This is a genomic window from Echinicola soli (genome assembly GCF_006575665.1).
GTDB classification, from domain to species: domain Bacteria; phylum Bacteroidota; class Bacteroidia; order Cytophagales; family Cyclobacteriaceae; genus Echinicola; species Echinicola soli.
In genome coordinates, this window is record NZ_CP041253.1 from 2,511,315 (window position 1) to 2,534,943 (window position 23,629).

Below are 23,629 nucleotides of genomic sequence, written 5' to 3' on the forward strand. Positions count from 1 at the left end.
GCTTAATCCTGCGCCCCAAAAGGAGTTGGGGTAAAACCTTTGCGTTTTTTACGGCTTCAGTGGTAGAATTAAAAGGTTGTGTGTGATTTATAGTGGGTAAGTTGAGCGGTACCGGGCTATCGGGATAGAAGGAACTCGTGGACGGATAAATTTGGGACTCGTGCTCCTGATGCAGTCGATAATCATGGATCAAGCAATATTTCTGGGGGGCTGTGAATTTCAAGATGGTTTAGGAAAGTACATTTTTCTTTCGTCTAGCGCAGGGAGGAGTACTCCATTATCCAAAAAGAGGTTTAATGTAATTGCTGCTAAAATAGAATGCTGTTGATTCGGCTATTGTTCCCATGGCCGTTGCCCATGGCTATCACGCTCTATCTGGTATTAAACATGGCTACTTGGATGCAGACAAACCTTTAAGGGCTTCCGCCTAACCTGTCCAGCCCTTCCTAATAAAAAAAATCAGTGTAAATCTTATTAATCGGCACTATCTGCGTTCTATTAAAACCACCTCCTCAACTTTTCCACTTGACCCATAATCATACATTCTTTGCTCATGGTCAGTATACGGCAGTGCTAGGATACTGTGTTCACCTTCTATTACCAAGCTGATGCTCCTAGCGGAGCATCACTGCTGCCTCTTCTGTCCGCAAAAATAGTGAGGCAGGAGTCCTGGCGAATGCCGCTAGGCATTAAAGCTTGGTAAAATCAGGTTACTACTGGTCCCTTTGTGCCGTCGGCCTGCCTCGCTCTAGGCGGGTACAAGCCTGTTTCCCTGATCTATCCGCCCAAGTGGGACAACTCCGTGGATCATAGTGGGTGACTATACAAAGGGTTGTCCTCAGAAGACAACCCTTTTTAATTGGCCTGTATTTATCAGTGAAGATTTAGAACCGATAGTAATAGCCATCGTTTTTGCATATACTTGTCGTTCAGTTTTAGTTGTCCAGAACGGACATCGGTCATCGGACTTTCTGTCAAAATCAACGGGTGTTTGGATTCTTGATAATCAGCCTTAGACCACAATATTAACAATCTTGCCAGGCACTACGATGATTTTTTTAGGCGTTTTGCCATCCAACCACTTTTGCACGTTGGCATCAGCAAGCGCTGTTTTTTCAATTTCCTCTTTGCTAAGACTTAGGGAAATAGGAAGTTTTACCCTCATTTTACCGTTGATAGAAATAGGGTATTCATGTGCATCTTCGGTAAGGTGTTCTTCATTGAATTTAGGGAAGGCTGCTTCCAGGACAGATCGGTCATTCCCCATTAGCGACCAAAGCTCTTCCGCTATGTGCGGGGCATATGGTGAAATGATAATGGTCAATGGCTCCAGAATTTCCTTTTTGTTGCACTTCAGTGCAGAAAGCTCATTCACACAAATCATAAAACTGGACACCGAGGTGTTGAACGAGTAATTGTTCATGTCCTCCTCGGCTTTTCTAATGGTTTTGTGGAGTGTTTTTAGCTCATCCTTGGTTGGCTGGGCATCGGAGATGGTAAAGTTACCGTTTTTGTCGTGAAATAATCTCCAGAGCTTTTTAAGAAACTTGGATACGCCGTCGATACCATTGGTATTCCAAGGTTTGAACTGCTCCAGTGGTCCCAGGAACATTTCATATAATCGAAGGGTGTCTGCTCCATAACGTTCGATGATGTCGTCAGGATTGACCACATTATATTTTGACTTGGACATTTTCTCGACTTCAGCGCCGCAAATGTACTTACCATCTTCAAGTATGAATTCAGCATCAGCCAGATCCGGTCGCCACGCTTTGAATTTGTCCAGGTCCAGCTGGTCGTTATGCACAATGTTAACATCCACGTGCATGGCTGCTGTATCATGGTCTTTGCGAAGACCATGGCTGACAAATTTATTGGAACCCTTGATTCTGTATACAAAATTGGATCGTCCTTGGATCATGCCTTGGTTGATCATTTTTTTGAAGGGCTCGACAATCGTTATCAATCCTTTGTCGTATAGAAACTTGGTCCAGAACCGGCTGTAAAGCAAGTGGCCAGTGGCGTGTTCGGCCCCACCGATGTATAAATCCACCGCTTCCCAATACTGTTGGGCATCTTTGCTGACAAATTCTGTGTTGTTTTGGGAATCCATGTAGCGGAGGAAATACCAGGAGGAACCTGCCCAGCCCGGCATGGTGCTGAGCTCAAGTGGGTATGCTTCTCCGTCCACATTATAAGTCCAGTCTGTGGCTCGGCCCAAGGGTGGCTCTCCGTCTTCTGTAGGAAGGTACTTGTCCACTTCAGGAAGCACTATAGGGAGGTCTTTCTTATCCACCAAATATGGAATGCCATCCTTAAAGTATACAGGAAGAGGTTCTCCCCAGTAGCGCTGCCGGGTAAAGATGGCATCACGCATCCTGTATTGGATTTTTCCTTTACCGATTTTCTTATCTTCAAGGAATTCAATGGCCTTATCCATGGCATCTTTCATGACCAGACCATTGAGGAAGCCGGAATTCATGGCGATGCCATCGCGGCCAGGGAAGGAGCCGTTTTCCATGCTGCCCTCCAGTACCTGTCGGACTTCCAGTCCAAAGTGGTTGGCAAAGTTATAATCGCGTTCATCATGGGCAGGGACGGCCATTACGGCCCCCGTTCCATAGCCTGCCAAAACATAATCGGCTATCCAAACAGGGATTTCTTCTCCGTTAAAAGGGTTGATGGCATAGCTGCCAGTGAAGGCACCTGAGATGGTCTTGACATCGCTCATGCGGTCCCTTTCGGAGCGGTTTTTGGCTACTTGGATGTAGGCTTCTGCTTCTTTGCGCTGATCATCGGTGATCAATTCGGCTGCCAGTTCACTTTCAGGAGCCAAGGCTAAATAGGTTACCCCATAAATGGTGTCTATACGCGTGGTGAAGACTTTGATCTGTTGTGCTTTATCCTTGACCTGAAAGACCATCTCGGCACCCACTGAACGTCCGATCCAGTTCCGCTGCATCTCTTTGATCGGTTCTGGCCAATCTACTTTGTCAAGGTCATTGAGGAGTCGTTCTGCGTACGCAGTAATGCGCATGCTCCATTGCATCATTTTTTTGCGTTCTACGGGATGACCGCCACGCTCAGAAAAGCCGTCTTTGACTTCGTCATTGGAAAGTACAGTTCCAAGTGCCGGACACCAGTTTACGGTGGTTTCGGCGAGATAGGTCAGGCGATATTGCAGCAAGGTTTGTTGCTGTTCTTTTTCTGAATACCCCTTCCACTCGCTAGCGGTAAAGGTTTTGGTATCTTCATCGCATACCACATTGATATTGGCGTTTCCTTCCTTTTCGAAGATGCTGATCAGGTCGTTGATTTCTTTGGCCTTGTCTTCAGTCTTATCATAGTAACTGTCAAACAGCTGCATGAAAATCCACTGAGTCCATTTATAGTAAGAAGGATCAGAGGTCCGGACCTCCTTGTTCCAGTCAAAAGCAAAGCCTATATTTTTAAGTTGCTCAGTGTAGCGTTTGATATTTTCTTCTGTGGTAATGGCTGGATGCTGTCCAGTCTGGATGGCGTATTGTTCCGCAGGAAGCCCAAAGGAATCGTAGCCCATGGGGTGCAGGACATTATACCCTTGAAGCCGCTTGAAGCGGGAGACAATATCCGAGGCTATATATCCTAGTGGGTGCCCCACATGTAGTCCTGCACCAGAAGGGTAGGGAAACATGTCCAAACTGTAAAACTTAGGTCTTTGAGGGTCTATCTTGGCATTGAAGATTTGGGATGCTTCCCATCTTTCCTGCCATTTCTTTTCGATCTCTTGAAAATTATAATCAGCCATTTTTTAACAAAATTGTTGCTTAGTATAGGATTGGTTGCAAAAATAAAAAAATAAATGGGATATGTCGATGGATTGCCGAAGTATCAGTCGGAGAGAAAAGTATCAGGTAGCTATTGTCAAGATTACCCTGGAGAAGATATGCTCTTGCTGTCCCTTTCTTGATACATGATACTTGAATCTTGCTACTTTCTTAGTCTAAAATTTAATATCCAAGGGCTAACATCAAACCATTACCAGAATCTCCAGCCACGGCGCTTTGTGCGGCCTCTTCTCAGCCAGTTTTCCCAGATATCCTGCGAGAGGTAGATTTCTACGCCCACATTTAGGGTGAAATAGCCATCGTACCGATGGTCCAAGCCACTTCCGCGACGGATTTTATGTTGGAATTCACCATTCTTGTCAATATAGACCGCTTCACGGATTTTCTCGGTATCAGGCATCCCATTGTCGTCAAGGTAACGAGGGTTTTTTACAGCAAGCCGTAACCGTTCTGGCATAGGGCCCTCTCCATTTTCTCCATAGCTCGCCAATAAGCTCTGGTAAGAATCACGGATGTTGTAGGCGCTGATATCATCCAAGTAATCTGAAAGGGTAAAACGGTAATTGCCTTCAATAAAGAGATCGGTATAGACATTGAGTTTATACTTCATCCCCAGTCCCATGGGAAAGACCATAACTACTGCTGGATATTCATTGTTTTCCAATGCCAAAGGTCTTAGGTTATACCATTCTCCGTCCAGTTGGGCTTTTGGGGTGTTGGTAGTGGCGCCTACTCCAGCGAAGACATACCAATTAAGAAAGTGCCGGGTGATATTGTACAGTTTGACAGGCTTATAGTGGTATTCTGCTAGAAAAGCCAATTCTACATTCCTGGCCCTGAAATGAAGTTCACGTGGATAGCGGTACGCCCTGGGGTCAGAAGGGTAATCTTGTCCGGACATTTGGATATAAGATGCATCCAGCCGAAGGCGGGTGTTTGTCCCGATTGTCCGGCGTACATTGATGTTAATATTATAGTCGGGTTGTACACCTTCATAATATTTCCATAGAGAGTATAGCTCTCCAAAATACTGGGTGACGCCACCACCTACGCCGAAAGACCACGGCTCTTCAAACTTAAAGCGATTAAAGCTTTGGGCATTCGCTTCAAGCAAAGTGATCGCCAAGAGTACTGTACAAAGTAAGTATCTCATGCATTTAATACGTGAACATCAATCTGTTTTGGGTACAGATTTGAATTACTTCTTGTTGGTTTTAAACGTGTTGATACCGTAAATAAACAATTAATTGTCCAACTTTTCAAATCCTGATTTTAAATGCAAATCTCTTTGTGGGAAAGGGATTTCAATGCCTTCTTCATTAAATCTTCTGAAGATTTCGTAGTAAAGTTGGCTCTTGAGGACCTGTGGTTTATTGATATATTGGGAGGTCCAGACACGGAGGATAAAGTTGATGCTATTATCCCCATATTCAATAAACAGTACATCAGGTGGAGGGGTCTTAAGGACGCCTTCATTGGCTGTGGCCACGTTCATTAGGACTGTTTTGATCTTTTGGGGATCTTCTTTATAGGAAACACCTACAGGAAAGTTAAAACGGATGTTACGATCATTGTGAGACCAGTTGATAACAGGACTATCAATAAACTGGCTGTTGGGGACGATGATGGAGATGTTGTCATTAGTGACGATCATGGTAGACCGGGAGCTGATTTTGATGACATCACCATTCACGTCACCTACTTCGATACGGTCACCGACTTTGATAGGCCTTTCAAATAAGATGATCAGTCCACTGATAAAGTTATTGGTGATGTTTTGCAAACCAAAACCAATACCTACGCCTAATGCGCCGGCTAGAATGCCCAGTGCACTGAGGTCTATTCCAGAGTTTTGTATAATGATCACAAAACCACCGATCAGCAATATATACCTAATGATAGTTCCGACAGATTGCCGGGTGCCGATATCCATTTGGTAACGGGTAAGGACTTTATGGACAATTATTTTTTTGACCCATTCGGTAACTATTACCAGTATAAAAACCGAAAAGATCAGAGCAATAAGGAGTCCTACGGTAAGTTTAGAGCTTCCGAGCGTGACGAGAGTATACTCCAAAAAATCATTTAATCGCTCCAAAAAAGCTCCTATCCCATTTTTCTGTACATCATTTATAAGGTCTTCCATATTGTTCTTCTAGTGTAGCCATATGATAAAGTGAACACAAAATAATAATATTTATATTGTGAAACCAGTTGAAAACTGACTGATTTAATTATTATTGGCATGGGTTAGATACAGATAGTTTAAGATATTTGTAACTATAAATATGAAGTGATATGAGTAAGCAAAAAGAGGAACTGGAGCACAGGCTTAAGCTCAGGAATATTCATCTATCCGATTACAATGACATCCGGGAGTTGATGACACTGATTTACGAGCAAAAAGGAATGTCTTATACGAGGCAAGAGCTTAAAAATCAGATAAAAGCATTTTCTGAAGGGCAAATTTGTATCGAGGATAATGGAAAAGTGGTGGCAGTGGCCCTGAGCGTGGTAGTGGAGTATTCCCAGTTTGGCGATAGCCATACCTATGATGAAATCACCGGGTTTGGCAAGTTTGACACGCATGATCTGGAAAATGGAGACACCCTATACGGTACCGATGTGTTTGTTCACCCTGAGTATCGAGGGCTGAGGCTGGGGAGAAGGCTGTATGATGCCAGAAAGGAGCTTTGCGAAAACCTTAATTTACGGTCCATCATCGCTGGTGGGCGAATTCCCGGGTATAGCAAATATTCGGAGCAAATGACCCCAAGAAAGTATATAGAATTGGTGAAGAACAAGGAGATCTATGATCCAGTGCTCTCTTTTCAGCTGGCTAATGAATTCCATGTCCGAAAAGTTATCACCAAATATTTGCCGGAAGACAAGGATTCCAAGGCATTCGCGACCCTATTGGAGTGGAACAATATCTACTATGAGAAAGATGAAAAGCTCATTGGAAACAGCAAGTCTATTGTCCGGCTGGGACTGGTGCAGTGGAAAATGAGACGGTTTAAGGATGTGGATGATCTGATGCAACAGGTGGAGTTTTTTGTGGATACTGTTTCCGGCTATAAATCGGATTTTTGCCTTTTACCAGAGTTTTTCAATGCTCCTTTGTTAGCGGATTTTAATGATATGGATGCTTCTGAAGCTATTCGGAATTTGGCGGATTATACCGAAGAGGTGCTGTCCCGCATGAGGGACCTGGCTCTTTCCTATAATGTGAACATCATTGCAGGGAGTATGCCCGAATATGACGGTAAAAAACTGAGAAATGTAAGCTATCTATGCAGAAGGGACGGTACTATCGACAAGCAATATAAGTTACACATTACTCCTGATGAGCAGGCCTATTGGGGCTTACAGGGAGGAAATGGTATCAGTGTGTTTAATACAGACGCGGGTAGGATCGGGATTTTGATCTGTTATGATGTGGAGTTTCCGGAGCTAGGCAGGATACTTGCTGAGCAGGAGATGGATATTTTATTCGTGCCTTTCTGGACGGATACCAAAAATGCCTACCTTCGTGTGAGTACCTGTGCCAAGGCCAGAGCCGTCGAAAATGAGTGTTATGTGGCCATAACAGGTTCTGTAGGGAATCTACCAAGAGTAGAAAATATGGATATCCAGCATTCCCAGGCGGCGATTTATTCTCCATCTGATTTTTCCTTTCCCCATGATGCGGTAATTGCGGAAGCGTCCTTAAATACTGAAACGACCATCGTTGCCGATGTGGATTTGGATTTGCTGACCAAGCTGCGAAAAATGGGCAGCGTGAGGAACCTTGCCCAGCGGAGACTGGACCTTTATTCCATTCAGTGGAAGCGAAAGTGATTGATGTGGAAAATGACGTTGGCCATGAGCCCTAGCCTGTCCACCTAATAACCAAAAACCAATAACTAATATCCTAATAACAAATCATGGAAAATTACCTTAAAGGGATAGATGAAAAAGTAGTCACAAAAGCAGCCAAAATTAAGCTCCTAATTACCGATGTGGACGGAGTGCTGACGGATGGTGGGGTTATTTATGATGACCATTACCTCGAATTCAAGAAATTCAATGTCAAGGATGGGCTCATTGTAAAAGTGCTCCAAAAGCATGGGATCAAAGTAGGCGCCATTACCGGTAGAAATTCCCCCGTGGTGAGAAGCAGATGTGAGGAACTTGGATTTGATTTTCACTACCATGGCATAAAAAATAAACGAGAGAAGCTGGAAGAAGTGCTTGATGGGATGAAACTCGATATGGATGAGTGCGCGTATATCGGAGATGACCTTATTGATTTGCCTTTATTGATCAGGGTGGGGCTTTCTGTGGCGCCGAAGGACGCCTTGCCCTATGTGAAAGATGCGGTAGATATGGTTTCGTCGCTCAATGGAGGCAGAGGTGTCTTCAGGGAAGTGGCCGATTTAATATTGAGTTCGCAAGGACAACTTAAAAAGATTATTAATCAGTTGAAGGAGAAATAAATGATGCCTGTATTTACACAACCCATGCAGATCACTGACCAGGTGGTGCTTGGGAAAGAGAAACCTGTTTTGTTTTCTGGTCCCTGTGCCGTGGAGAGCTTTGATATCTGTATGGAGATCGGAAGTACTGTTAAGAAGGAAGCGGAGAAAAATGGATTTTCTTATGTTTTCAAAGCTTCTTTTGACAAAGCTAACAGAACCTCGTCCGGTTCTTTCCGAGGCATTGGAATGGACAAGTCACTTGAAGTACTCCAGCGTGTGGGCAAGGAGCTGGGTGTGCCTTTGGTTACCGATATTCATGAGAGTTATCAAGCGGCCGAAGTTGCTGAGGTGGCCGACGTGTTGCAGATCCCCGCTTTTTTATGCCGCCAGACAGACCTCTTACTGGCTGCTGGCAAAACAGGAAAAGCCATTAAGATCAAAAGAGGCCAGTTCATGGCCCCGGAGGATATGCAATATGCCGTCGATAAGGTAAGGTCCACAGGCAATGAGAACGTTTGCCTGACAGAGCGAGGCTTTTCGTTAGGGTATCATAACCTGGTGGTGGATATGCGCTCATTGCCCACTATGAGACAATTTGCACCGGTGGTGTTTGATATTACCCACTCTGTACAGCAACCTGGGGGACAAGGAGGCAGTAGTGGCGGCCAGCGTGAATTTGCTCCGTTTTTGGCAAGAGCGGCAGCGGCTACGGGAGTGGATGGCTTCTTTATCGAAACCCATCCTGAGCCTGCAAAAGCACTGAGCGACGGGCCGAATATGATCCCACTTAATAGAATGCCGGATTTCCTTCAAATGCTCAAAGAATGTTGGGAGATGGGAAGGAAATACGCTGCTTTTAAAATAGAATGATATATATAGATACAGAGAGGTCGTCTCATTTTGTGACGGCCTTTTTTATAGCCCTATGTTGAAATTGTTTGGTCATTTTTAAGTGCCGTAATCTTTTTGTTTTTAACTTACTTTCTTAAGTGGATTTTTATGAAAGCATTATTATTTCTCAGTTGCTTTTTGCTGTTTGGTGAAGCGATGTTTGCTCAATCTGTGGCCTCTGGCGGAGCGGTTTCTTTGGAAATCCGAAATATTTTGGAAGCGTCTACCCCGGGTAGCCCTGTTAGGGTAGGTGATGAGCTGTTGAGACAGTATGAAGAGCTGATCCAATTTTATGCTGATCGTGCGTTTACACCTGCTTGGCCGGATGATCAGCGAGGAAATGCTGCGGTTCAGGAGTTGTTGGTCCAAATTGAAGATTCCAAGTATGATGGATTGAAGCCTTCTTCCTACCATCTGTCGGCCATTAGGGAAATCGCAGCATCTTCGGATGCTGGTCGGAATCATGAAAACCCCGTTCATCAGGCCTATATGGATTTGGTGCTTTCTGATGCTTTTCTGAGTTTAGCACATGATTTGTATTTGGGGAAAGTGTCTCAAGAAGGGTTGCAAAATTCTTGGGGAATAGAACCGAAACATGTCAAAACGAGTTTTGGAACTTTATTGGAAGAGGGGCTGTCCAGCGGCCGTATCAAAGAAAGCCTGGTTTCACTGTGGCCACGGTATCAGGTGTATAAGAGCATGCGAAGAACCATGAAGCGGTACTTCAGGTTGGCAGAAGCAATGGAGGAACCTTGGGATAAGCTACGGGGAAAAACCATCAAAGTGAATGAGGAAAGCAGGCTTATACCTGAGGTGAGGAAGCGCCTCCAATACTGGAATGACTTGGAGGCAGACAATAGTGGAGAGGAAGAACGGTATGATTCGAGCCTATTTGATGGGGTGAGGTATTTCCAAAAGCGAAATGGATTAGAGGCTGATGGAATCATCGGGAAAGACACCTATACCGCACTCAATGAGAGTCCCGCTTCACTGATCCGAAAAGTAGCCGTTAACATGGAGCGGATGCGCTGGCTGCCGGATACCGTGCTGAACGGAAGGTTTGTTATGGTTAATATTGCCAATTTTCAACTAGACTATTTGCAAGATAATGGGCTTGACACTGTTTTTACATCTAAGGTTATTGTCGGTAAGGAATACCACACCACTCCAGTTTTTAACGGTGAAATGGCCTATATCGTATTAAGCCCTACCTGGACTGTTCCCAGCTCGATTATCCGGAGGGAGATGATCCCGAAGATCAAAAAAGATGTAAGTTATCTCAGTAGGAACCACTTTAAAATTCTCACCTATTCAGGAAAAGAGGTCAGTCCTTCATCGATCGATTGGTCTAAGGCTTCTGCTGGAAATTTCCCTTACATGATCAGGCAAAGCCCCGGTACTTTCAACTCCTTGGGACAGGTCAAGTTTATTTTCCCCAATAAACATAATGTATACATCCACGACACACCTGTGAAATCCCTTTTTAGTAGAGACCTTAGGGCGTTCAGCCACGGATGTATTCGGATTCAGAAACCTGCGGAATTCGCAGCGGTACTGTTGGAAGGTGATCACAAATGGAATTTGGAAAGCATCCGTGCGGGAATGGAAAGTGGGAGGGAGACAACCGTTCTGCTCAAGAAAAAAGTACCTGTGGTACTGATCTACCTGACTTTATGGACGGATCCGGCAGGTAAGACTTACCTGAGAAAAGATATTTACGAACGAGATGAAGCAATTGCCAAAGCGTTATTGCTTGATTAAGAATGGGGATAATCAATCGTAATAGGTGATTTTCACAAAATGGCACAGTCATTGATATTTTTCTTTTACTACTAAACCAGTTGGGATTTTATGGATAGATGCCAGAAATGGATCGTATTGGGCTTTTTGTTTTTTACCGCCTGTAGCCCAGAGCTAGATGAGGATACATTGGAAAAGTTCAAAGAGCGACTCAAGGGGGAAGCATTGGAGGAGGTATATGGAGTATTTGATTATCAGCCTATTTGGATCAATGCTGAGGGGCTAAGTGAAAGTGGGGAATGGTTTTTCGAGCTGCTCGACGAGGAAATTGCCGCAGATGGTTTGGACAGGAATGATTACCAATATGAGTCGATCAAGCAGCGGATAGATAGCATAAACCAAGGGGGAGAAATTGATGCTTTGGTGAGTTTGGAACTGGAGATTTCCGAAGCTTTTATCCACTTGGGAAACGACCTGCACTATGGTAGGGTGGATCCAGACAAAAGGTCCTCCAAGTGGAAGATGGAGCCAAAAGCTATGGACCTGGATGTCAAGGATATTCTGATAGAAATAGGGAAAGGAAATGAAAGCTCCTTTAGCGAGGTCCTGGATCAATTGAGGCCCGGCAATAGGCTCTATGAAGGGCTGAGAGAGGAGATGAAAGGAGTGCTGGAAGCCGGAGGAAGCCTTGATAAACCTCATATTGAACACAAAGAGGCGCTAGAAGTGGGGGATCGCCATCAGGTGGTCGTACAGGTGCGCAAGGCACTCGAAGCAATGGGCGAGGAGGGCATTTCCAAGTCTAAGGAGCCTGAAGTTTATGACCAGGAATTGGAGGGAGCCGTAAAGCGGTTCCAAAAAAAGCACGGGCTTAAGGAAGATGGTGTTCTGGGTGAGGATTTTTGGCGTGCTATCAATTACAGCACCGAAGATTTAATGGTGAAATTAAAAGTGAATTTGGAGCGGTTGAGGTGGTTGCCCGATTTTTTGAGCACTGATGGACCAAAAGTTCTTGTTAATATTCCAAATTATTTCATGGATTATATCGTGGATCAGGATACCGTTTTTTCTACCAGAGCTGTGGTGGGAAAGGAGTATTACCAAACGCCTGTTTTTACGGCCAAGATGAGTTATGTGGTTTTTAGTCCCTATTGGAACCTTCCCGAAGGGATTCTGTGGGCAGAGACGATACCGGCTATTCTGAAGGACAAAAACTACCTTTCTGAGCATAATATGGAGATCGTGGATAGGCAAGGGGAGCTTGTTAAACCAAACAAGGTTCCATGGAAGAAGCTTACAAAGGAAGAGGGATTCCCTTATTTGATCCGCCAGAAGCCAGGAGATGACAATGCTTTGGGTAGGGTGAAGTTTATGTTTCCCAATTCTTATAATATTTATATCCATGACTCTCCCGCCAAGGCGCTTTTTGACAGAGATGAGAGGGCATTTAGCCATGGATGTATAAGAATTGCAAATCCCGATGATTTTGCCGCTGTACTGCTTCAGGACAAAAAGGAGTGGGACAAAGAAGCTATTGCCGGTGCAATGCAACTAGAGAAGGAAAAACAGGTGAATTTGGAGCATAAACCATCAGTATGGATCCTATACCTCACTGCGTGGAGATCCGCCGGAGGGCTTCAGCTGAGAGAAGATGTCTATGGTAGCGACAAGAAGCTGGCCCAGAAGATGGGGGGTGAGGTGAGTAATGCGTTTTTTTAACCCGGTTTAGGAGGTTTTGTCAATGTCAATCAATACACTGGCCTGAAGATAATCAGTGTTTGGTGCGTAGATAAAAAGACAGCCATCATCCTTAATGCTATCAATGATTGCCTTGTACTGGTTCATTGGCAGTGCGGGGCATCCCAGGCTCCGTCCCAACCGGCCATATTTTTTAATAAATTCAGGGTTGGCATATTCAGCCCCATGGATGACGATGGCCCTTTCGCGGGCATGATCGTTTACTCCTTTTTCAATGCCGTCCAATCTAAGTGAATAACCGTGTTTGCCAGAGTAGGTTTCTGCTGTGCGGTAAAAACCCAGGCTACTCATGTAGCTTGAATGGATGTTAGAGAATTTCTTGGCCATCAGTTCCCCACTGTTTCTGCCATGTGCCACCCAGGTATGGTGAAGGATTTTGCCCGTGATGGGATCGACAGTCCATAGTCTTTTTTGGGAAGACGGAAGGCTGAAATCAATGATGGTAAGCGGTTTGTCAGGAGAAACGTTGCCCTTTGCACTTAGCTTTAAAAAGCCATTAATGCCCATTTCCAGAGCTTTGGGAGAAATGGTCGTTTTGGCATTCATGCCATCAAGGTTATCAAGTACTTTTTGAATGAGTATTTCCGCGGCAGTATTTGCAGTAGACGTGATGGGCTGTAAAGTAATGTTACGCTGGGGTGTGTACGCAAATAGGGCTGTGCTTAGCAGTAGTGCCAGCAGAAGTCCTGTTTTTCTAAGCATATATTCTATTTATATTATTTCGGTGGAAAGCGTGTTAATTATTTGAGCATTAGTGTATTACTCCTGTGCTTTATAACGCAAAAGTAAAGTAATCATTGTAAATATGAACTGAAAGGTTGTGTTATTTTGTTAAAAAAGCTGAAAATATTTCATCCATGGTGCCTGATAGTAGTAAGATTTCTGATCTTAATCATCAAACGGGATGCAATTGAAATAATATTTGGTTAATTTTGCCGATCAAATTTGCTTCAACTTTTTGATTAAAAAGGAGTTGGGGAGTGCAGGGGCATTGGAGACGGAGAGCCCCGTAAACAAATAGGTGAAAACAATTGTTCTGAAATAGGGATAGCTTGAAATAAATTTCATTATTCTTTCAGAAAAATCCATAAATGGAAACATTAGCATGAAAGTAGCGGTTTATCGCAAGGAGCATTTTAATGCAGCGCATCGATTATACAATGCCGATTGGTCGGAAGAGAAAAACGAACAAGTATTTGGTAAATGCAATAACCCTAGCTATCATGGCCATAACTATGACCTTCATGTGAAGTTGGTAGGGCCTATCAATCCTGAAACAGGCTACGTATATGACATGAAAGTGCTGAGTGATTTGATTAAAAGTAAAGTAATAAAGAAGTTTGATCATAAAAATTTAAACCTGGATACAGATGAATTCAAAGACCTCAACCCAACTGCAGAAAACATTGCTGTGGTTATTTGGAATATTTTAAGGAAAGAAATTGAAGAAAAATACGATCTAACGGTTCGATTATATGAAACAGAAAGGAATTATGTTGAATACGACGGGCATTGATATAGACAGGTCAATAGATGAAATAGGGGATGAGCATATCGGCACTTCCCATGAGACACCCTTGCGAGAGGATGCCTTTGAGATGGATGATGAGCTTAAGATGGAGTTGATTGAGAAGCATTTCAAAGACATCATGCATGTGCTGGGGCTGGACCTGACAGATGATAGCCTAAAAGGCACCCCGAGACGTGTGGCGAAGATGTTTGTGCAAGAAGTTTTTAGTGGCTTGGACCCAAAGAATAAGCCTGAAGTAAAGCTTTTTGAAAATAAATACAAATACAGTGAGATGCTTGTAGAGAAGGATATCACTTTCTTTTCTCACTGTGAGCACCATTTTGTGCCTATTTACGGAAAAGCACACGTGGCTTATATTTCCAATGGCAATGTAATCGGACTGTCCAAGATCAACCGAATTGTTCAGTACTTCGCCAAACGCCCCCAGGTCCAGGAAAGGCTTACCGTTCAGATCGGTAACGAATTAAAGGAAATCCTTGGTACAGAAGATGTGGCAGTGGTCATTGATGCGCATCATATGTGTGTGTCTTCTCGTGGGGTAAAGGATGTAAACAGTAAGACAGTAACTTCTTTTTATAGTGGGAAGTTTGATAAGGAAAAGGCTACTCGGAAAGAATTTATGCAGTATGTGACGATGAAGTAATTCGTCTATTCGTCATATTTACAGAATAAGAGCCATTCTTAGTCCGCCCCTGATGATGCTTATAAAGCCATCAGGGGCGGATTTTTTTTACTCCTTCACTCTTAATCTTTTATTGTATATCATTTCTCCCTTGACAAAAACCTGGAAGAAATAGCGACTTTTGGGGTAGCGTGTTAGGTTTAAGGTGAATTCCCCTTCTTTAAGGTCTTGATAGATGTGTTCTTCCACCACTTCACCGGTCGGATCCTTGACCAGTTTTATGGTGACTTCTTCAGGATGATTGGACAAATAATCAAAGGTGGTGGAGTGCTGCGCCCGGGTAGGGAAGACACCGAGTGAAATTTCATTGGCATCAATTGGGGAAACGGCTTCTCCAACTTGAAAATCATAAGTAAAACCGCTACCAAAATCCGAATCAAAGCTTTTTACGATCTGCCCTTCATTGTTCAATAAGATGACTTTCCCTCTTCCTGCCTTGGTCTTGTACCAAAACTCCAGGCCATCGCCTCCATTATCGGTGAATTGCAGGCGGTAAGCTCCTTTGGGCAGATTAAGTGTGTCTTTGTAAGTGGTGTCGGAGACCAGTGACCCTGCGGATCTTTTAAATAGAACTTTGCCATTTGCATTGGAAACGGTGTAGCCATTTTCCTTTGCCGCATTATTGGTCTTAATGTGAAGGATCAGTTGTTCGCCATGTACGGCTACCTTTTCATAAGCTGATTTGGTTACATTGTCTCCTTGATATCCATCCCTCTTCCCATTTGGTTTTTTAAGTTCAACTTGATAATTCAGGCGGCCTTGCTGTGGGATTTTTCCTTCCAGGGTAACCGTGTCCGATTCACCTGGAAGTAATTTTCCTGACCAAGGAAAAGTGTTGGTTTTTAGCCCGGAGGTACCGTGTTCGATTTCAAGGGTTTTTAGCGGATTGCTTCCATTATTTTTAATCACAATAGTAGGGCCAAAGGCAGCTGGGTTTACTCTACTGTGAATGGCCTTTTTGGAAGGGATGATGATGTCTTCAATGGATACGTCATGCTTTTCCTGATAGGGCTTATACTGGATGACATAAGCCGAAATAAGTTCATTGGCGCTGGGTTTTGGTGATATATAATCTTCCATCTGAAGCTGAACGGTGTGTTCGGGTGCGTTCAGGTCAAAGTCATAAATATCCGGCTGGACTAAGTCTCCTGGGCACCAATTGGCACGATCAAAGATCCAGGTACCTGCTTGTGGGTAAAGCGGGTTGTTGCCGCATTGCTTCCAGATCTGTCTGCTGGCTACCAGTTTTCCGTCCAGGTAAAAGTCTCTGTACTTGTCGCAAAATTCCCCGCATCCATCTGGTCTGTCCATGCCATGGCCGGTTTGGATGATTCTGAACCGGCCCAATGAGGCGGCTTCTTCAGTGGTGATTGCGACGGGGTTTAGTGTTTCCTCGATGGGGTTTTCCTTGTCTCCATAGCGGTAGGAGCCTTGATAGATTTTGGTGATGCTGACAGGTTCCATGATGGGTTGGCCCTTGATTACTTCAAAATCCACGGTCACTTTCCAGCCACGGTCATCATTGGGTTCGTAGCCTGTGTGCTTGTATTCGATCTCTACGCTGTCCCTCAGCAAAAGACTAAAGTCAGTAATATCCACTTCCCATTCGAATTCCCAGTCATTGCCAAAGGTACCGCCGTAAGGTGTGAGCATCCGGGCAATTTCGTAATCCAGCATTTTGCCGTTTTTGCCTCCCGCTCTTTTGAGGGTGATATGATCCACATAATCCCAGTCGGCACAGCGCATACCATCCGGACAGCCAAATTTTATTTTCAGGATGATTTGACGAATGGTCTCGTCCTTATCAGGGAAGACCGCCCAATTGGTATAGCTGTTTTCTCCTTTTTGGGGATTGGTGACGATGGTGGTCTGGTCATGGCTGATGATATGGACCGTGTCCTTCTCGCCAGCCAAAACGTTTACTGAGATCAAAAGAATAAATAGAATGTTGTAAAAGGTGGTTTTCATTCGTTTTTCATCTATCAATTAAAAACAAGTGAAGCCTTTCGGGATGAGCGAGTGGCTTCAATGGGAATGGTTGATTATTATTCACTCTGGTGTTTAAGCCGGATCATTTCCTTGTTCCAGTCAGTATGGAGCGTAAACAATTCCTGGAGTTTGTCTGGGTGTTGCTTGGCCAGATTAGTGGTTTCAGTAGAGTCTACGGCCATATTGACCAAGTAGAGCGTATCGTCCTTACTGAATGTCAGTTCTTTTTCGGAGTCCCAGGGATTGCCCAATAGCTTCCAGTCACCTTTGCGTACAGCCCAGGAATTGCCGGTGCTTTCAGGATCTCCAGTGGCCCAGTGGAGTACGTCGTGTTGGCTGGGAGCATTTTTATCTTTGATGATCGGCATTAAACTTTTTCCATCGATTTGATCCTCGTTGGGGATCGGGGTACCGGTAAGTTCGGCCAGCGTGGGCAGCCAATCGATGCTGTTGGCCATTTGGTTACGGACCTGTTTGGTGGGGATGGATTTTGGATAGCGGATCATAGCTGGTACGCGAATGCCGCCTTCCAGCATACAGAATTTTGCGCCGTGATATGGGCCATTATTGCCCCCTCCAAAAAAGGCCCTTTCTTCTGTGCTATGACCATGGTCAGATTGGTAAACGATGATGGTGTTATCCAATTGCCCAGTGGCTTCCAGGTGGTCCAAAACCTCGCCTATCATCTCATCATAAGTGCTGATGAAGGCTGCATACTCCCTTCGCGGAGAAGGGAGGTCCTTATAATGCTCAAGCCATTTTGGGTCGCCTTGATAGGGATAATGAGGCATATTAATGGCCCAATAAACAAAAAATGGATTTTCCTTGTCTTGGGAAGTGAAGTTTTTGACTTCATCCACCATCAGGTCACCAAAGAATTGGCCAGGATAATAGACCTCTTCGTCATTTCTGTACAGGTCATGCATGTTTGGCCCTGCCCAAAAGAAAAAGTGGCTATAATTGTCGATACATCCCCTTTGATGTCCAAAGAAATAGTCAAACCCTTGTCCGTTAGGGAGTTTTTCAGGGCTGTGGCCAAGGTGCCATTTGCCTATTAGTCCGGTTTTATAGCCGTCTGCCTTGAACATTTCCGCCATGGTGATTTCCTCCGTGGGAAGGCCTGATTTATACTCGGGATCGGCATGAGGTGGTGCCACATTGCCAAAGAGCCGTGCATGGTGGTTATATTTTCCTGTGAGCAAACTGGCTCGGGAGGGAGAGCACACCGGAGCTGCAGCATAGAATTGGGTGAAGCGAGTACCTTCGTGTGCGATCCGATCAAGATTGGGCGTTTCCAGGTCTTCTGATCCATAGGCATTAGTGTCAAAGGTGCCTTGATCATCGGTAAAGATGACCAGGATGTTGGGTTTACCTTTGGTTACACTTTTTTCAGTGTGTTGGACATTGTCTTTTTGCTGGCAGGAAGACAAGGCTGTTAGTAGGCAGAGGATTGCTGAAAGTAGATAGTTAAGGTTCATTTCGTAGATGGCGTTTTTAAAATTACCAATGTCATTAATTGCTAACTAATCTATCGAAGTAAATAGGTTTGCTTTAGTTTATCGAATATTTTAGTTAATTGGCTAAAGAAAGGTTGAAATTTTATATGATATCCTCAAATATAATAAAAACTATCATGTTTTAGGGGGATGCCTGAATTGACCAAAGGGGTGCTGTTAGATGGGGCTGTTTTTTTAAGCGATTTCATTGGTTACAAGTTTCGTTATTCTGATCGATATCATTAATTTAATTTCAATTTATTTCATTTTGAATTATAAAATATTCGTTTTATTTCCTTTTTTTGTAAATAGTGCATCGTCAAAAGTGTTTGTCTTTGCATTCCAGTTTAAAAAAGAGAAATTACCAAATTCTCTAGATCCATAACAAAATATAACTTCATGAAGTCAATCATTACTACGGCCTTGTGTGTCCTGATCTGTGTGACGCAGGTACCTGCGCAAGAAAGAAAAGCCGATCCAATATTCGAAAATCCCAATGTGCAGGCAGAAAACAGGCTGCCAATGCGCGCCTCTTATTTTCCATATGAAAATGAGGCGTTGGCAAAAAAAGATGAGAAAGCTGCTTCGGAACGCTTTTTTGACCTTAACGGAACCTGGAAGTTTTTGTGGACGGACCACTATGCCAAGCTCCCTGAGGATTTTTATGCTCCGGAGTTTGACGATGCATCATGGGATGATTTTCAAGTGCCTGCCAACTGGGAATTCAATGGTTATGGCACACCGATCTATGTCAACCACCCTTTCGAATTCGCGGTGGATAATCCCAACCCGCCTTTTATCGAGAATGAAAAGAATCCAGCTGGGGTTTACAGGCGGAAGATCACCTTACCGGAGGCTTGGGGAGATGAGCAGGTGTTTATTCATCTCGGAGCGGTAAAATCAGCTTTCAGGCTTTATGTGAACGGAGAATATGTGGGGATGGGCGAGGATAGTAAATTGGAATCGGAATTTGAGCTGACCGATTACCTCAAGCAGGGCGATAATCTAATCGCAATTGAAGTGAGAAGGTGGCATGACGGGTCTTACCTGGAGGCGCAGGATTTCTGGCGGATTTCCGGCATCGAGAGAGATGTGTACCTCTATAGTCGTCCGAAAGTTCACTTTTATGACCTTTTTGTAAAAAGCCCCTTGACCAATAGTTACCGTGATGGAATGCTGAACGTCACTGTTGATCTGTGGAACTGGACGGATAAGCAGCAAGGTGAAAATAAGGTGACAGTCAAATTGTTTGATCCTGCCGGAAATGTGGTGTATGAAAAGACCCAGGCGACCATTGGGCTGAAAAGGAAGCTGGGAAAGACGGTGTTGAATTTTGCTACTGAAATACCCAGTGTCAAGGCCTGGTCGGCAGAAACTCCAACGCTTTACGAGCTGGAGCTTGTACTGGCTGATGAAGCAGGGGACACCAAGGAAGTCATCCGCCAAAATGTGGGATTCAGAACTTACGAGATCGTCGGAAATCAGTTTTTGGTCAATGGAAAAGCAGTGCTTTTCAAAGGCGTAAACCGTCATGAATCCCATCCGGAAACGCACCATGTGATCACCAGAGAGCAGATGGAAACGGACGTGCGGATCATGAAGGAACTGAATATGAATGCTGTGCGGCTTTCGCATTATCCCAATGATCCGTACTGGTATGAGCTATGTGATAAATACGGTTTTTATGTGATCGATGAGGCCAATATCGAATCCCACGGGATGTATTACAGTCCTGAGCGGTCTTTGGGCAATGCTCCTGAATGGCTACATGCCCATATGCTGAGGATCAAAAGGATGGTGTTTCGAGACAAAAACCATCCCTCTGTAGTCGCCTGGAGCATGGGTAACGAAGCGGGGAACGGCTATAACTTTTACAAAGCATATGAGTGGATCAAGGCTTATGATCCCTCGCGTCCAGTACAGTACGAGCGTTCTACGTACGAATGGAATACGGATATTATCGTGCCGCAATACCCACATCCAAAATCCATGATCCGCTATGCCGAAAGCAATCCTCCCAGACCGTACATCATGAGTGAATATGCCCACGCGATGGGGAACAGCATGGGGAATTTCAGGGAGTATTGGGAAGTGATCAAGGCGTATCCAATGCTCCAAGGCGGATACATCTGGGACTGGGTGGACCAGGGGATTTACCTGGAGAAAGACGGAAAAAAGGTTTTTGGTTATGGCGGAGACTGGGGGCCGGAGGGCACACCAAGTGATAATAACTTCCTGATCAATGGGGTAATCATGCCTGATAGAAGATGGAACCCGCATGCCTATGAAGTGAGAAGGGCGCATCAAGAAGTTTCTTTTGAATTGACAGCCAATGACCGCTTGGAGATATTCAACGAATATTTTTTCAGAGACCTTTCCAATTATTCGTTTGAAGTCATTTTGTTGAAAAATGGTGAAGAGGTAAAGCGTGCAAGCATCGGTTCATTTGCATTGGCACCCAGGCAGCATACCGTAGTGGGATTGCCTTTTGAATTGGTGCGGGATAAAAGCGCCGAGTATCGGCTACAAGTCGAAGGAAAGATCATTGAAGAAGAAGGAAGGATGGCACCAGGGACATTGCTGGCAGAAGCGGAGTTTGCATTGACCGACCCTGTGTTGATGCCGTTTGAACCGACGCAGGCAGTGGTGGAAGTGCGTGAAGATTCCGGCAAGCTGCTGATTCGTAACAAGAACTTTAGTGTTTACTTTGATACGTCCACTGGACAGTTTCATGATTATAAAGTGGGAAATAAGGCATTGATCGTGGATGGGCCTTCATTGTCTCTTTTCAGGCCACTTGTGGATAATGACTTCGGTGGTGGACGCGGAAGAAAGCTGGATTATCAGCATGGAAATGTGACCTCCCTTAAAAGCTTAGAACATCAGGAGGCGGAAGACGGTACCTATCAGGTGGCCGCTACTTATGAAGTGCTCGGCGGGGATGCTGCTTTTACCCAAGTGTACAGTTTTGACCATAACGGTAAAATCAAAGTGGATAATGACTTTAAGGCCATCAAAGGTGAGCATGATTATTTGCTGAAATTGGGGACAGATCTGAAGTTGCCAGGAGAACTAGACCACTTTAAGTGGTATGGCAGGGGTCCGTGGGAAAGCTATTCCGACAGGAAGTACAGTGCCCAAGTGGGACTTTATGAAGGTAGTGTCCAGGAGCAATATCATCCGTATGTCAGGCCTCAAGAGTCGGGGAACAAGACCGATGTCCGTTGGGCATCCATCAGTAAGTCCCAAAAGGATGGTGTGATGATCTATGCGGTGGAAGACTTGCTGAATGTCAGCGCATTGCCGTATGGTATTGACCAGCTGTATCCAGGAAAAGAAAAGCAAAATATCCATAGCGGAGAATTGGAGCCAAACGGATTCACCAATGTACACGTGGACCTAATCCAAACCGGTGTAGCCGGCATCAATAGTTGGGGATCCATTGCGCTGGAAGAATATAGGGTCGCCTTTAAGGATTATACCTATAGCTACGTGATAGCACCGTTTTAATTGTATAGAGAAGAAAAAGGAAAATAGAGAACCCAATATGATAAGTATTAAAAGATTATTACCAATGGCTGCTCTAGGGGCACTGTTGGCATGTGAGTCTTCAGGACTTCAGGATGTGGCTAAGGAATTTCAGGTGACCACCGATATCCCTTTTGGGGGTAATTCGTATGTGACAGCTGGTGAAGGGTTAAAAGTCACGAAAGAAGGTGTTCAAGACTGGACTTCTGGAGAGGCTGTGTTGAGTACTTACTTCAAAATGGAAAAACCGCAGCCGGTGTTTTTGCAGTTGGTTTTGGCGGGACGTGATTCGGCTTGTGATTTTGTGGTAAAAGCAGGAGGGCAAAGCAAGGATGTTTCTGTAACTGCTCAGGGAAGTGATACTTTGAATGTGGGGGTCTTTGACCTTGAAGCAGGTTATGTGAAGGTGGATATTCAGGGGACTTCCAAGGAAGGCGCAGCATTTTCTTCGATCAGGTCACTTTTGGTAAAAACGAAAGACGGTGCATCTATTGTTTATGTGAAAGATAACGAAAGCAACCGCTTTTACTGGGGAAGGCGTGGCCCGTCTGTTCACTTGAGTTATACATTGCCAGAAGATAAAGATTTCAAGTGGTTCTACAATGAGATCACTGTCCCTGAAGGCGAGGATCCAAATGGCTCCTATTATATGGCCAATGGTTTTGGAGAAGGGTACTTTGGAATTCAGGCCAATTCCGATGACGAACGCAGGGTGTTGTTTTCTGTTTGGAGTCCCTTTCATACGGATGATCCAAGTGAAATTCCTGAGGATCAGCAGATCAAGCTACTAAAAAAAGGAGAAGGAGTTTATACAGGTGAATTCGGAAACGAGGGATCTGGTGGACAGAGCTATTGGAAGTACAATTGGATCACAGGCAATACTTACCGATTTCTTAATTCAGTGGAACCTGACGGAAAGGGCAATACGCTTTATACTGCCTATTTCTTTGCGCCAGAACTTGGTGAGTGGAAGTTGATTGCCAGTTTTTTAAGGCCCCAGACGGATACTTGGTATAAGCGGCCGCATTCATTTTTGGAGAATTTTATTGATAGAAATGGCTTTGTTGGAAGAAAGGCTTTCTATCATGACCAGTGGGTGATGGATACTGAAGGAACATGGTTTGAATTGACTGAGGCTAAATTTACTGGAGATGATATTGCGCGTAGAGGATATAGGATGGATTATGCAGGGGGAGAAGAGAATGGAAGATTTTTCCTCAGGAATGGAGGCTTTTTCGATGAATTTGAGGAGCTGAACAGCATGCATCAACGTCCAGAGAAAGGACAATCTCCAGACATAGACTTTGATCAGCTGCCTTAGCAGAGGTAGTGAAAATTCACCGATTGACCTGTACATGTTTTGTGTACAGGTTTTTTTGTGTCAAGTTCATTCATCGCCAGTTGTTTGTTGTCATCATCGTGTTGATTGATGGTAAAGCCTTTCGTTTCCTCCATATATATTGATTTTTAGTATAGCTTTTTTACCAGAAACGATATGGGTATGCCGTGTTTTGGGTGATTTTAGATTAATATTATTTCGAAAGAATCGTTTCGTAAGGTTATTTCTTTTGTTTTAAGGTTATTATTTCATTTATAAGAATAAAAAAATTGATTCGAAATATAAAATTATTACATTTAGGGTGTAAATAAAGAATTTATCGAAACAAAACGAAGGATATTAATTCTTGTTTATACTTGTGTTAAGCCGTGGAAATAGAGGACGTTTT

At 44.2% G+C, this 23,629-nt stretch carries 16 protein-coding genes; 9 read left to right on the forward strand and 7 right to left on the reverse strand.

Going from position 1 to position 23,629, the window contains the following annotated elements; all coding sequences use genetic code 11:
* Window positions 1-1,012: 1,012 nt before the first annotated feature.
* The 3 genes from leuS to FKX85_RS10150 form a co-directional block, all read right to left on the reverse strand.
* A complete protein-coding gene (gene leuS / locus FKX85_RS10140) occupies window positions 1,013-3,787 on the reverse strand; it encodes a leucine--tRNA ligase (protein WP_141614620.1) in 2,775 nt (924 codons plus the stop codon).
* Window positions 3,788-4,017: 230 nt separating this feature from the next.
* A complete protein-coding gene (locus FKX85_RS10145; RefSeq protein WP_141614621.1) occupies window positions 4,018-4,980 on the reverse strand; it encodes a hypothetical protein in 963 nt (320 codons plus the stop codon).
* A gap of 90 nt (window positions 4,981-5,070) precedes the next feature.
* Window positions 5,071-5,973, reverse strand: coding sequence for a mechanosensitive ion channel family protein (locus FKX85_RS10150; RefSeq protein WP_141614622.1), 903 nt, complete (start codon window positions 5,971-5,973; stop codon window positions 5,071-5,073).
* A gap of 152 nt (window positions 5,974-6,125) precedes the next feature.
* Here FKX85_RS10150 and FKX85_RS10155 point away from each other — a divergent pair, with 152 nt between their 5' ends.
* The 5 genes from FKX85_RS10155 (at window position 6,126) to FKX85_RS10175 (ending at window position 12,637) form a co-directional block, all read left to right on the forward strand.
* On the forward strand, window positions 6,126-7,667 hold the full coding sequence (locus FKX85_RS10155) for a bifunctional GNAT family N-acetyltransferase/carbon-nitrogen hydrolase family protein (protein ID WP_141614623.1): 1,542 nt from the start codon (window positions 6,126-6,128) through the stop codon (window positions 7,665-7,667).
* Between the two features lie 86 nt (window positions 7,668-7,753).
* Entirely contained in the window at window positions 7,754-8,305 is a 552-nt protein-coding gene (locus FKX85_RS10160; protein WP_141614624.1) for a KdsC family phosphatase, read from the forward strand.
* Between the two features lie 3 nt (window positions 8,306-8,308).
* Window positions 8,309-9,157: a 3-deoxy-8-phosphooctulonate synthase gene (gene kdsA, locus FKX85_RS10165; protein ID WP_141616756.1), complete on the forward strand. Its 849-nt coding sequence runs from the start codon at window positions 8,309-8,311 to the stop codon at window positions 9,155-9,157.
* A 129-nt stretch (window positions 9,158-9,286) separates the two neighbouring features.
* The gene (locus FKX85_RS10170; protein ID WP_141614625.1) at window positions 9,287-10,939 is read left to right on the forward strand and encodes a L,D-transpeptidase family protein; all 1,653 of its coding nucleotides are present in this window, start codon (window positions 9,287-9,289) and stop codon (window positions 10,937-10,939) included.
* Window positions 10,940-11,029: 90 nt separating this feature from the next.
* Window positions 11,030-12,637, forward strand: coding sequence for a L,D-transpeptidase family protein (locus tag FKX85_RS10175; protein WP_141614626.1), 1,608 nt, complete (start codon window positions 11,030-11,032; stop codon window positions 12,635-12,637).
* 6 nt (window positions 12,638-12,643) lie between these two features.
* Here the strand turns inward: FKX85_RS10175 and FKX85_RS10180 are convergent, their stop codons facing one another.
* Entirely contained in the window at window positions 12,644-13,378 is a 735-nt protein-coding gene (locus FKX85_RS10180; RefSeq protein ID WP_141614627.1) for a murein L,D-transpeptidase catalytic domain family protein, read from the reverse strand.
* A 403-nt stretch (window positions 13,379-13,781) separates the two neighbouring features.
* On the opposite strand from FKX85_RS10180, the gene FKX85_RS10185 reads away from it, so the two are divergent.
* The gene (locus FKX85_RS10185) at window positions 13,782-14,192 is read left to right on the forward strand and encodes a 6-pyruvoyl trahydropterin synthase family protein (RefSeq protein WP_141614628.1); all 411 of its coding nucleotides are present in this window, start codon (window positions 13,782-13,784) and stop codon (window positions 14,190-14,192) included.
* Entirely contained in the window at window positions 14,152-14,850 is a 699-nt protein-coding gene (gene folE, locus FKX85_RS10190) for a GTP cyclohydrolase I FolE (protein ID WP_141614629.1), read from the forward strand. Before FKX85_RS10185 ends, folE begins: the two co-directional genes overlap by 41 nt.
* Window positions 14,851-14,937: 87 nt before the next feature.
* Here the strand turns inward: folE and FKX85_RS10195 are convergent, their stop codons facing one another.
* Both FKX85_RS10195 and FKX85_RS10200 read right to left on the reverse strand, forming a co-directional pair.
* Complete coding sequence (locus FKX85_RS10195) at window positions 14,938-16,857, reverse strand: peptide-N-glycosidase F-related protein (RefSeq protein ID WP_141614630.1); 1,920 nt, start codon at window positions 16,855-16,857, stop codon at window positions 14,938-14,940.
* A 77-nt stretch (window positions 16,858-16,934) separates the two neighbouring features.
* On the reverse strand, window positions 16,935-18,356 hold the full coding sequence (locus FKX85_RS10200) for a sulfatase-like hydrolase/transferase (RefSeq protein WP_141614631.1): 1,422 nt from the start codon (window positions 18,354-18,356) through the stop codon (window positions 16,935-16,937).
* 417 nt (window positions 18,357-18,773) lie between these two features.
* On the opposite strand from FKX85_RS10200, the gene FKX85_RS10205 reads away from it, so the two are divergent.
* Together FKX85_RS10205 and FKX85_RS10210 are read left to right on the forward strand one after the other, a co-directional pair.
* On the forward strand, window positions 18,774-21,884 hold the full coding sequence (locus FKX85_RS10205; RefSeq protein WP_141614632.1) for a glycoside hydrolase family 2 TIM barrel-domain containing protein: 3,111 nt from the start codon (window positions 18,774-18,776) through the stop codon (window positions 21,882-21,884).
* A gap of 64 nt (window positions 21,885-21,948) precedes the next feature.
* Window positions 21,949-23,223, forward strand: coding sequence for a DUF3472 domain-containing protein (locus FKX85_RS10210; RefSeq protein WP_229239819.1), 1,275 nt, complete (start codon window positions 21,949-21,951; stop codon window positions 23,221-23,223).
* On the opposite strand, the gene FKX85_RS21445 is transcribed toward FKX85_RS10210, so the two are convergent.
* Window positions 23,220-23,357, reverse strand: coding sequence for a hypothetical protein (locus FKX85_RS21445; protein ID WP_168196242.1), 138 nt, complete (start codon window positions 23,355-23,357; stop codon window positions 23,220-23,222). The two genes, FKX85_RS10210 and FKX85_RS21445, sit on opposite strands and share 4 nt — an antisense overlap.
* Window positions 23,358-23,629 lie beyond the last annotated feature (272 nt).

What these genes read in the sequence shown, in the direction of transcription:
- leuS (WP_141614620.1), bottom strand. Translation starts at nt 3,787, where the DNA reads ATGGCTGATTATAATTTTCAAGAGATCGAAAAGAAATGGCAGGAAAGA.
- FKX85_RS10145 (WP_141614621.1), bottom strand. Translation starts at nt 4,980, where the DNA reads ATGAGATACTTACTTTGTACAGTACTCTTGGCGATCACTTTGCTTGAA.
- FKX85_RS10150 (WP_141614622.1), bottom strand. Translation starts at nt 5,973, where the DNA reads ATGGAAGACCTTATAAATGATGTACAGAAAAATGGGATAGGAGCTTTT.
- FKX85_RS10155 (WP_141614623.1), top strand. Translation starts at nt 6,126, where the DNA reads ATGAGTAAGCAAAAAGAGGAACTGGAGCACAGGCTTAAGCTCAGGAAT.
- FKX85_RS10160 (WP_141614624.1), top strand. Translation starts at nt 7,754, where the DNA reads ATGGAAAATTACCTTAAAGGGATAGATGAAAAAGTAGTCACAAAAGCA.
- kdsA (WP_141616756.1), top strand. Translation starts at nt 8,309, where the DNA reads ATGCCTGTATTTACACAACCCATGCAGATCACTGACCAGGTGGTGCTT.
- FKX85_RS10170 (WP_141614625.1), top strand. Translation starts at nt 9,287, where the DNA reads ATGAAAGCATTATTATTTCTCAGTTGCTTTTTGCTGTTTGGTGAAGCG.
- FKX85_RS10175 (WP_141614626.1), top strand. Translation starts at nt 11,030, where the DNA reads ATGGATAGATGCCAGAAATGGATCGTATTGGGCTTTTTGTTTTTTACC.
- FKX85_RS10180 (WP_141614627.1), bottom strand. Translation starts at nt 13,378, where the DNA reads ATGCTTAGAAAAACAGGACTTCTGCTGGCACTACTGCTAAGCACAGCC.
- FKX85_RS10185 (WP_141614628.1), top strand. Translation starts at nt 13,782, where the DNA reads ATGAAAGTAGCGGTTTATCGCAAGGAGCATTTTAATGCAGCGCATCGA.
- folE (WP_141614629.1), top strand. Translation starts at nt 14,152, where the DNA reads ATGAAACAGAAAGGAATTATGTTGAATACGACGGGCATTGATATAGAC.
- FKX85_RS10195 (WP_141614630.1), bottom strand. Translation starts at nt 16,857, where the DNA reads ATGAAAACCACCTTTTACAACATTCTATTTATTCTTTTGATCTCAGTA.
- FKX85_RS10200 (WP_141614631.1), bottom strand. Translation starts at nt 18,356, where the DNA reads ATGAACCTTAACTATCTACTTTCAGCAATCCTCTGCCTACTAACAGCC.
- FKX85_RS10205 (WP_141614632.1), top strand. Translation starts at nt 18,774, where the DNA reads ATGAAGTCAATCATTACTACGGCCTTGTGTGTCCTGATCTGTGTGACG.
- FKX85_RS10210 (WP_229239819.1), top strand. Translation starts at nt 21,949, where the DNA reads ATGGCTGCTCTAGGGGCACTGTTGGCATGTGAGTCTTCAGGACTTCAG.
- FKX85_RS21445 (WP_168196242.1), bottom strand. Translation starts at nt 23,357, where the DNA reads ATGGAGGAAACGAAAGGCTTTACCATCAATCAACACGATGATGACAAC.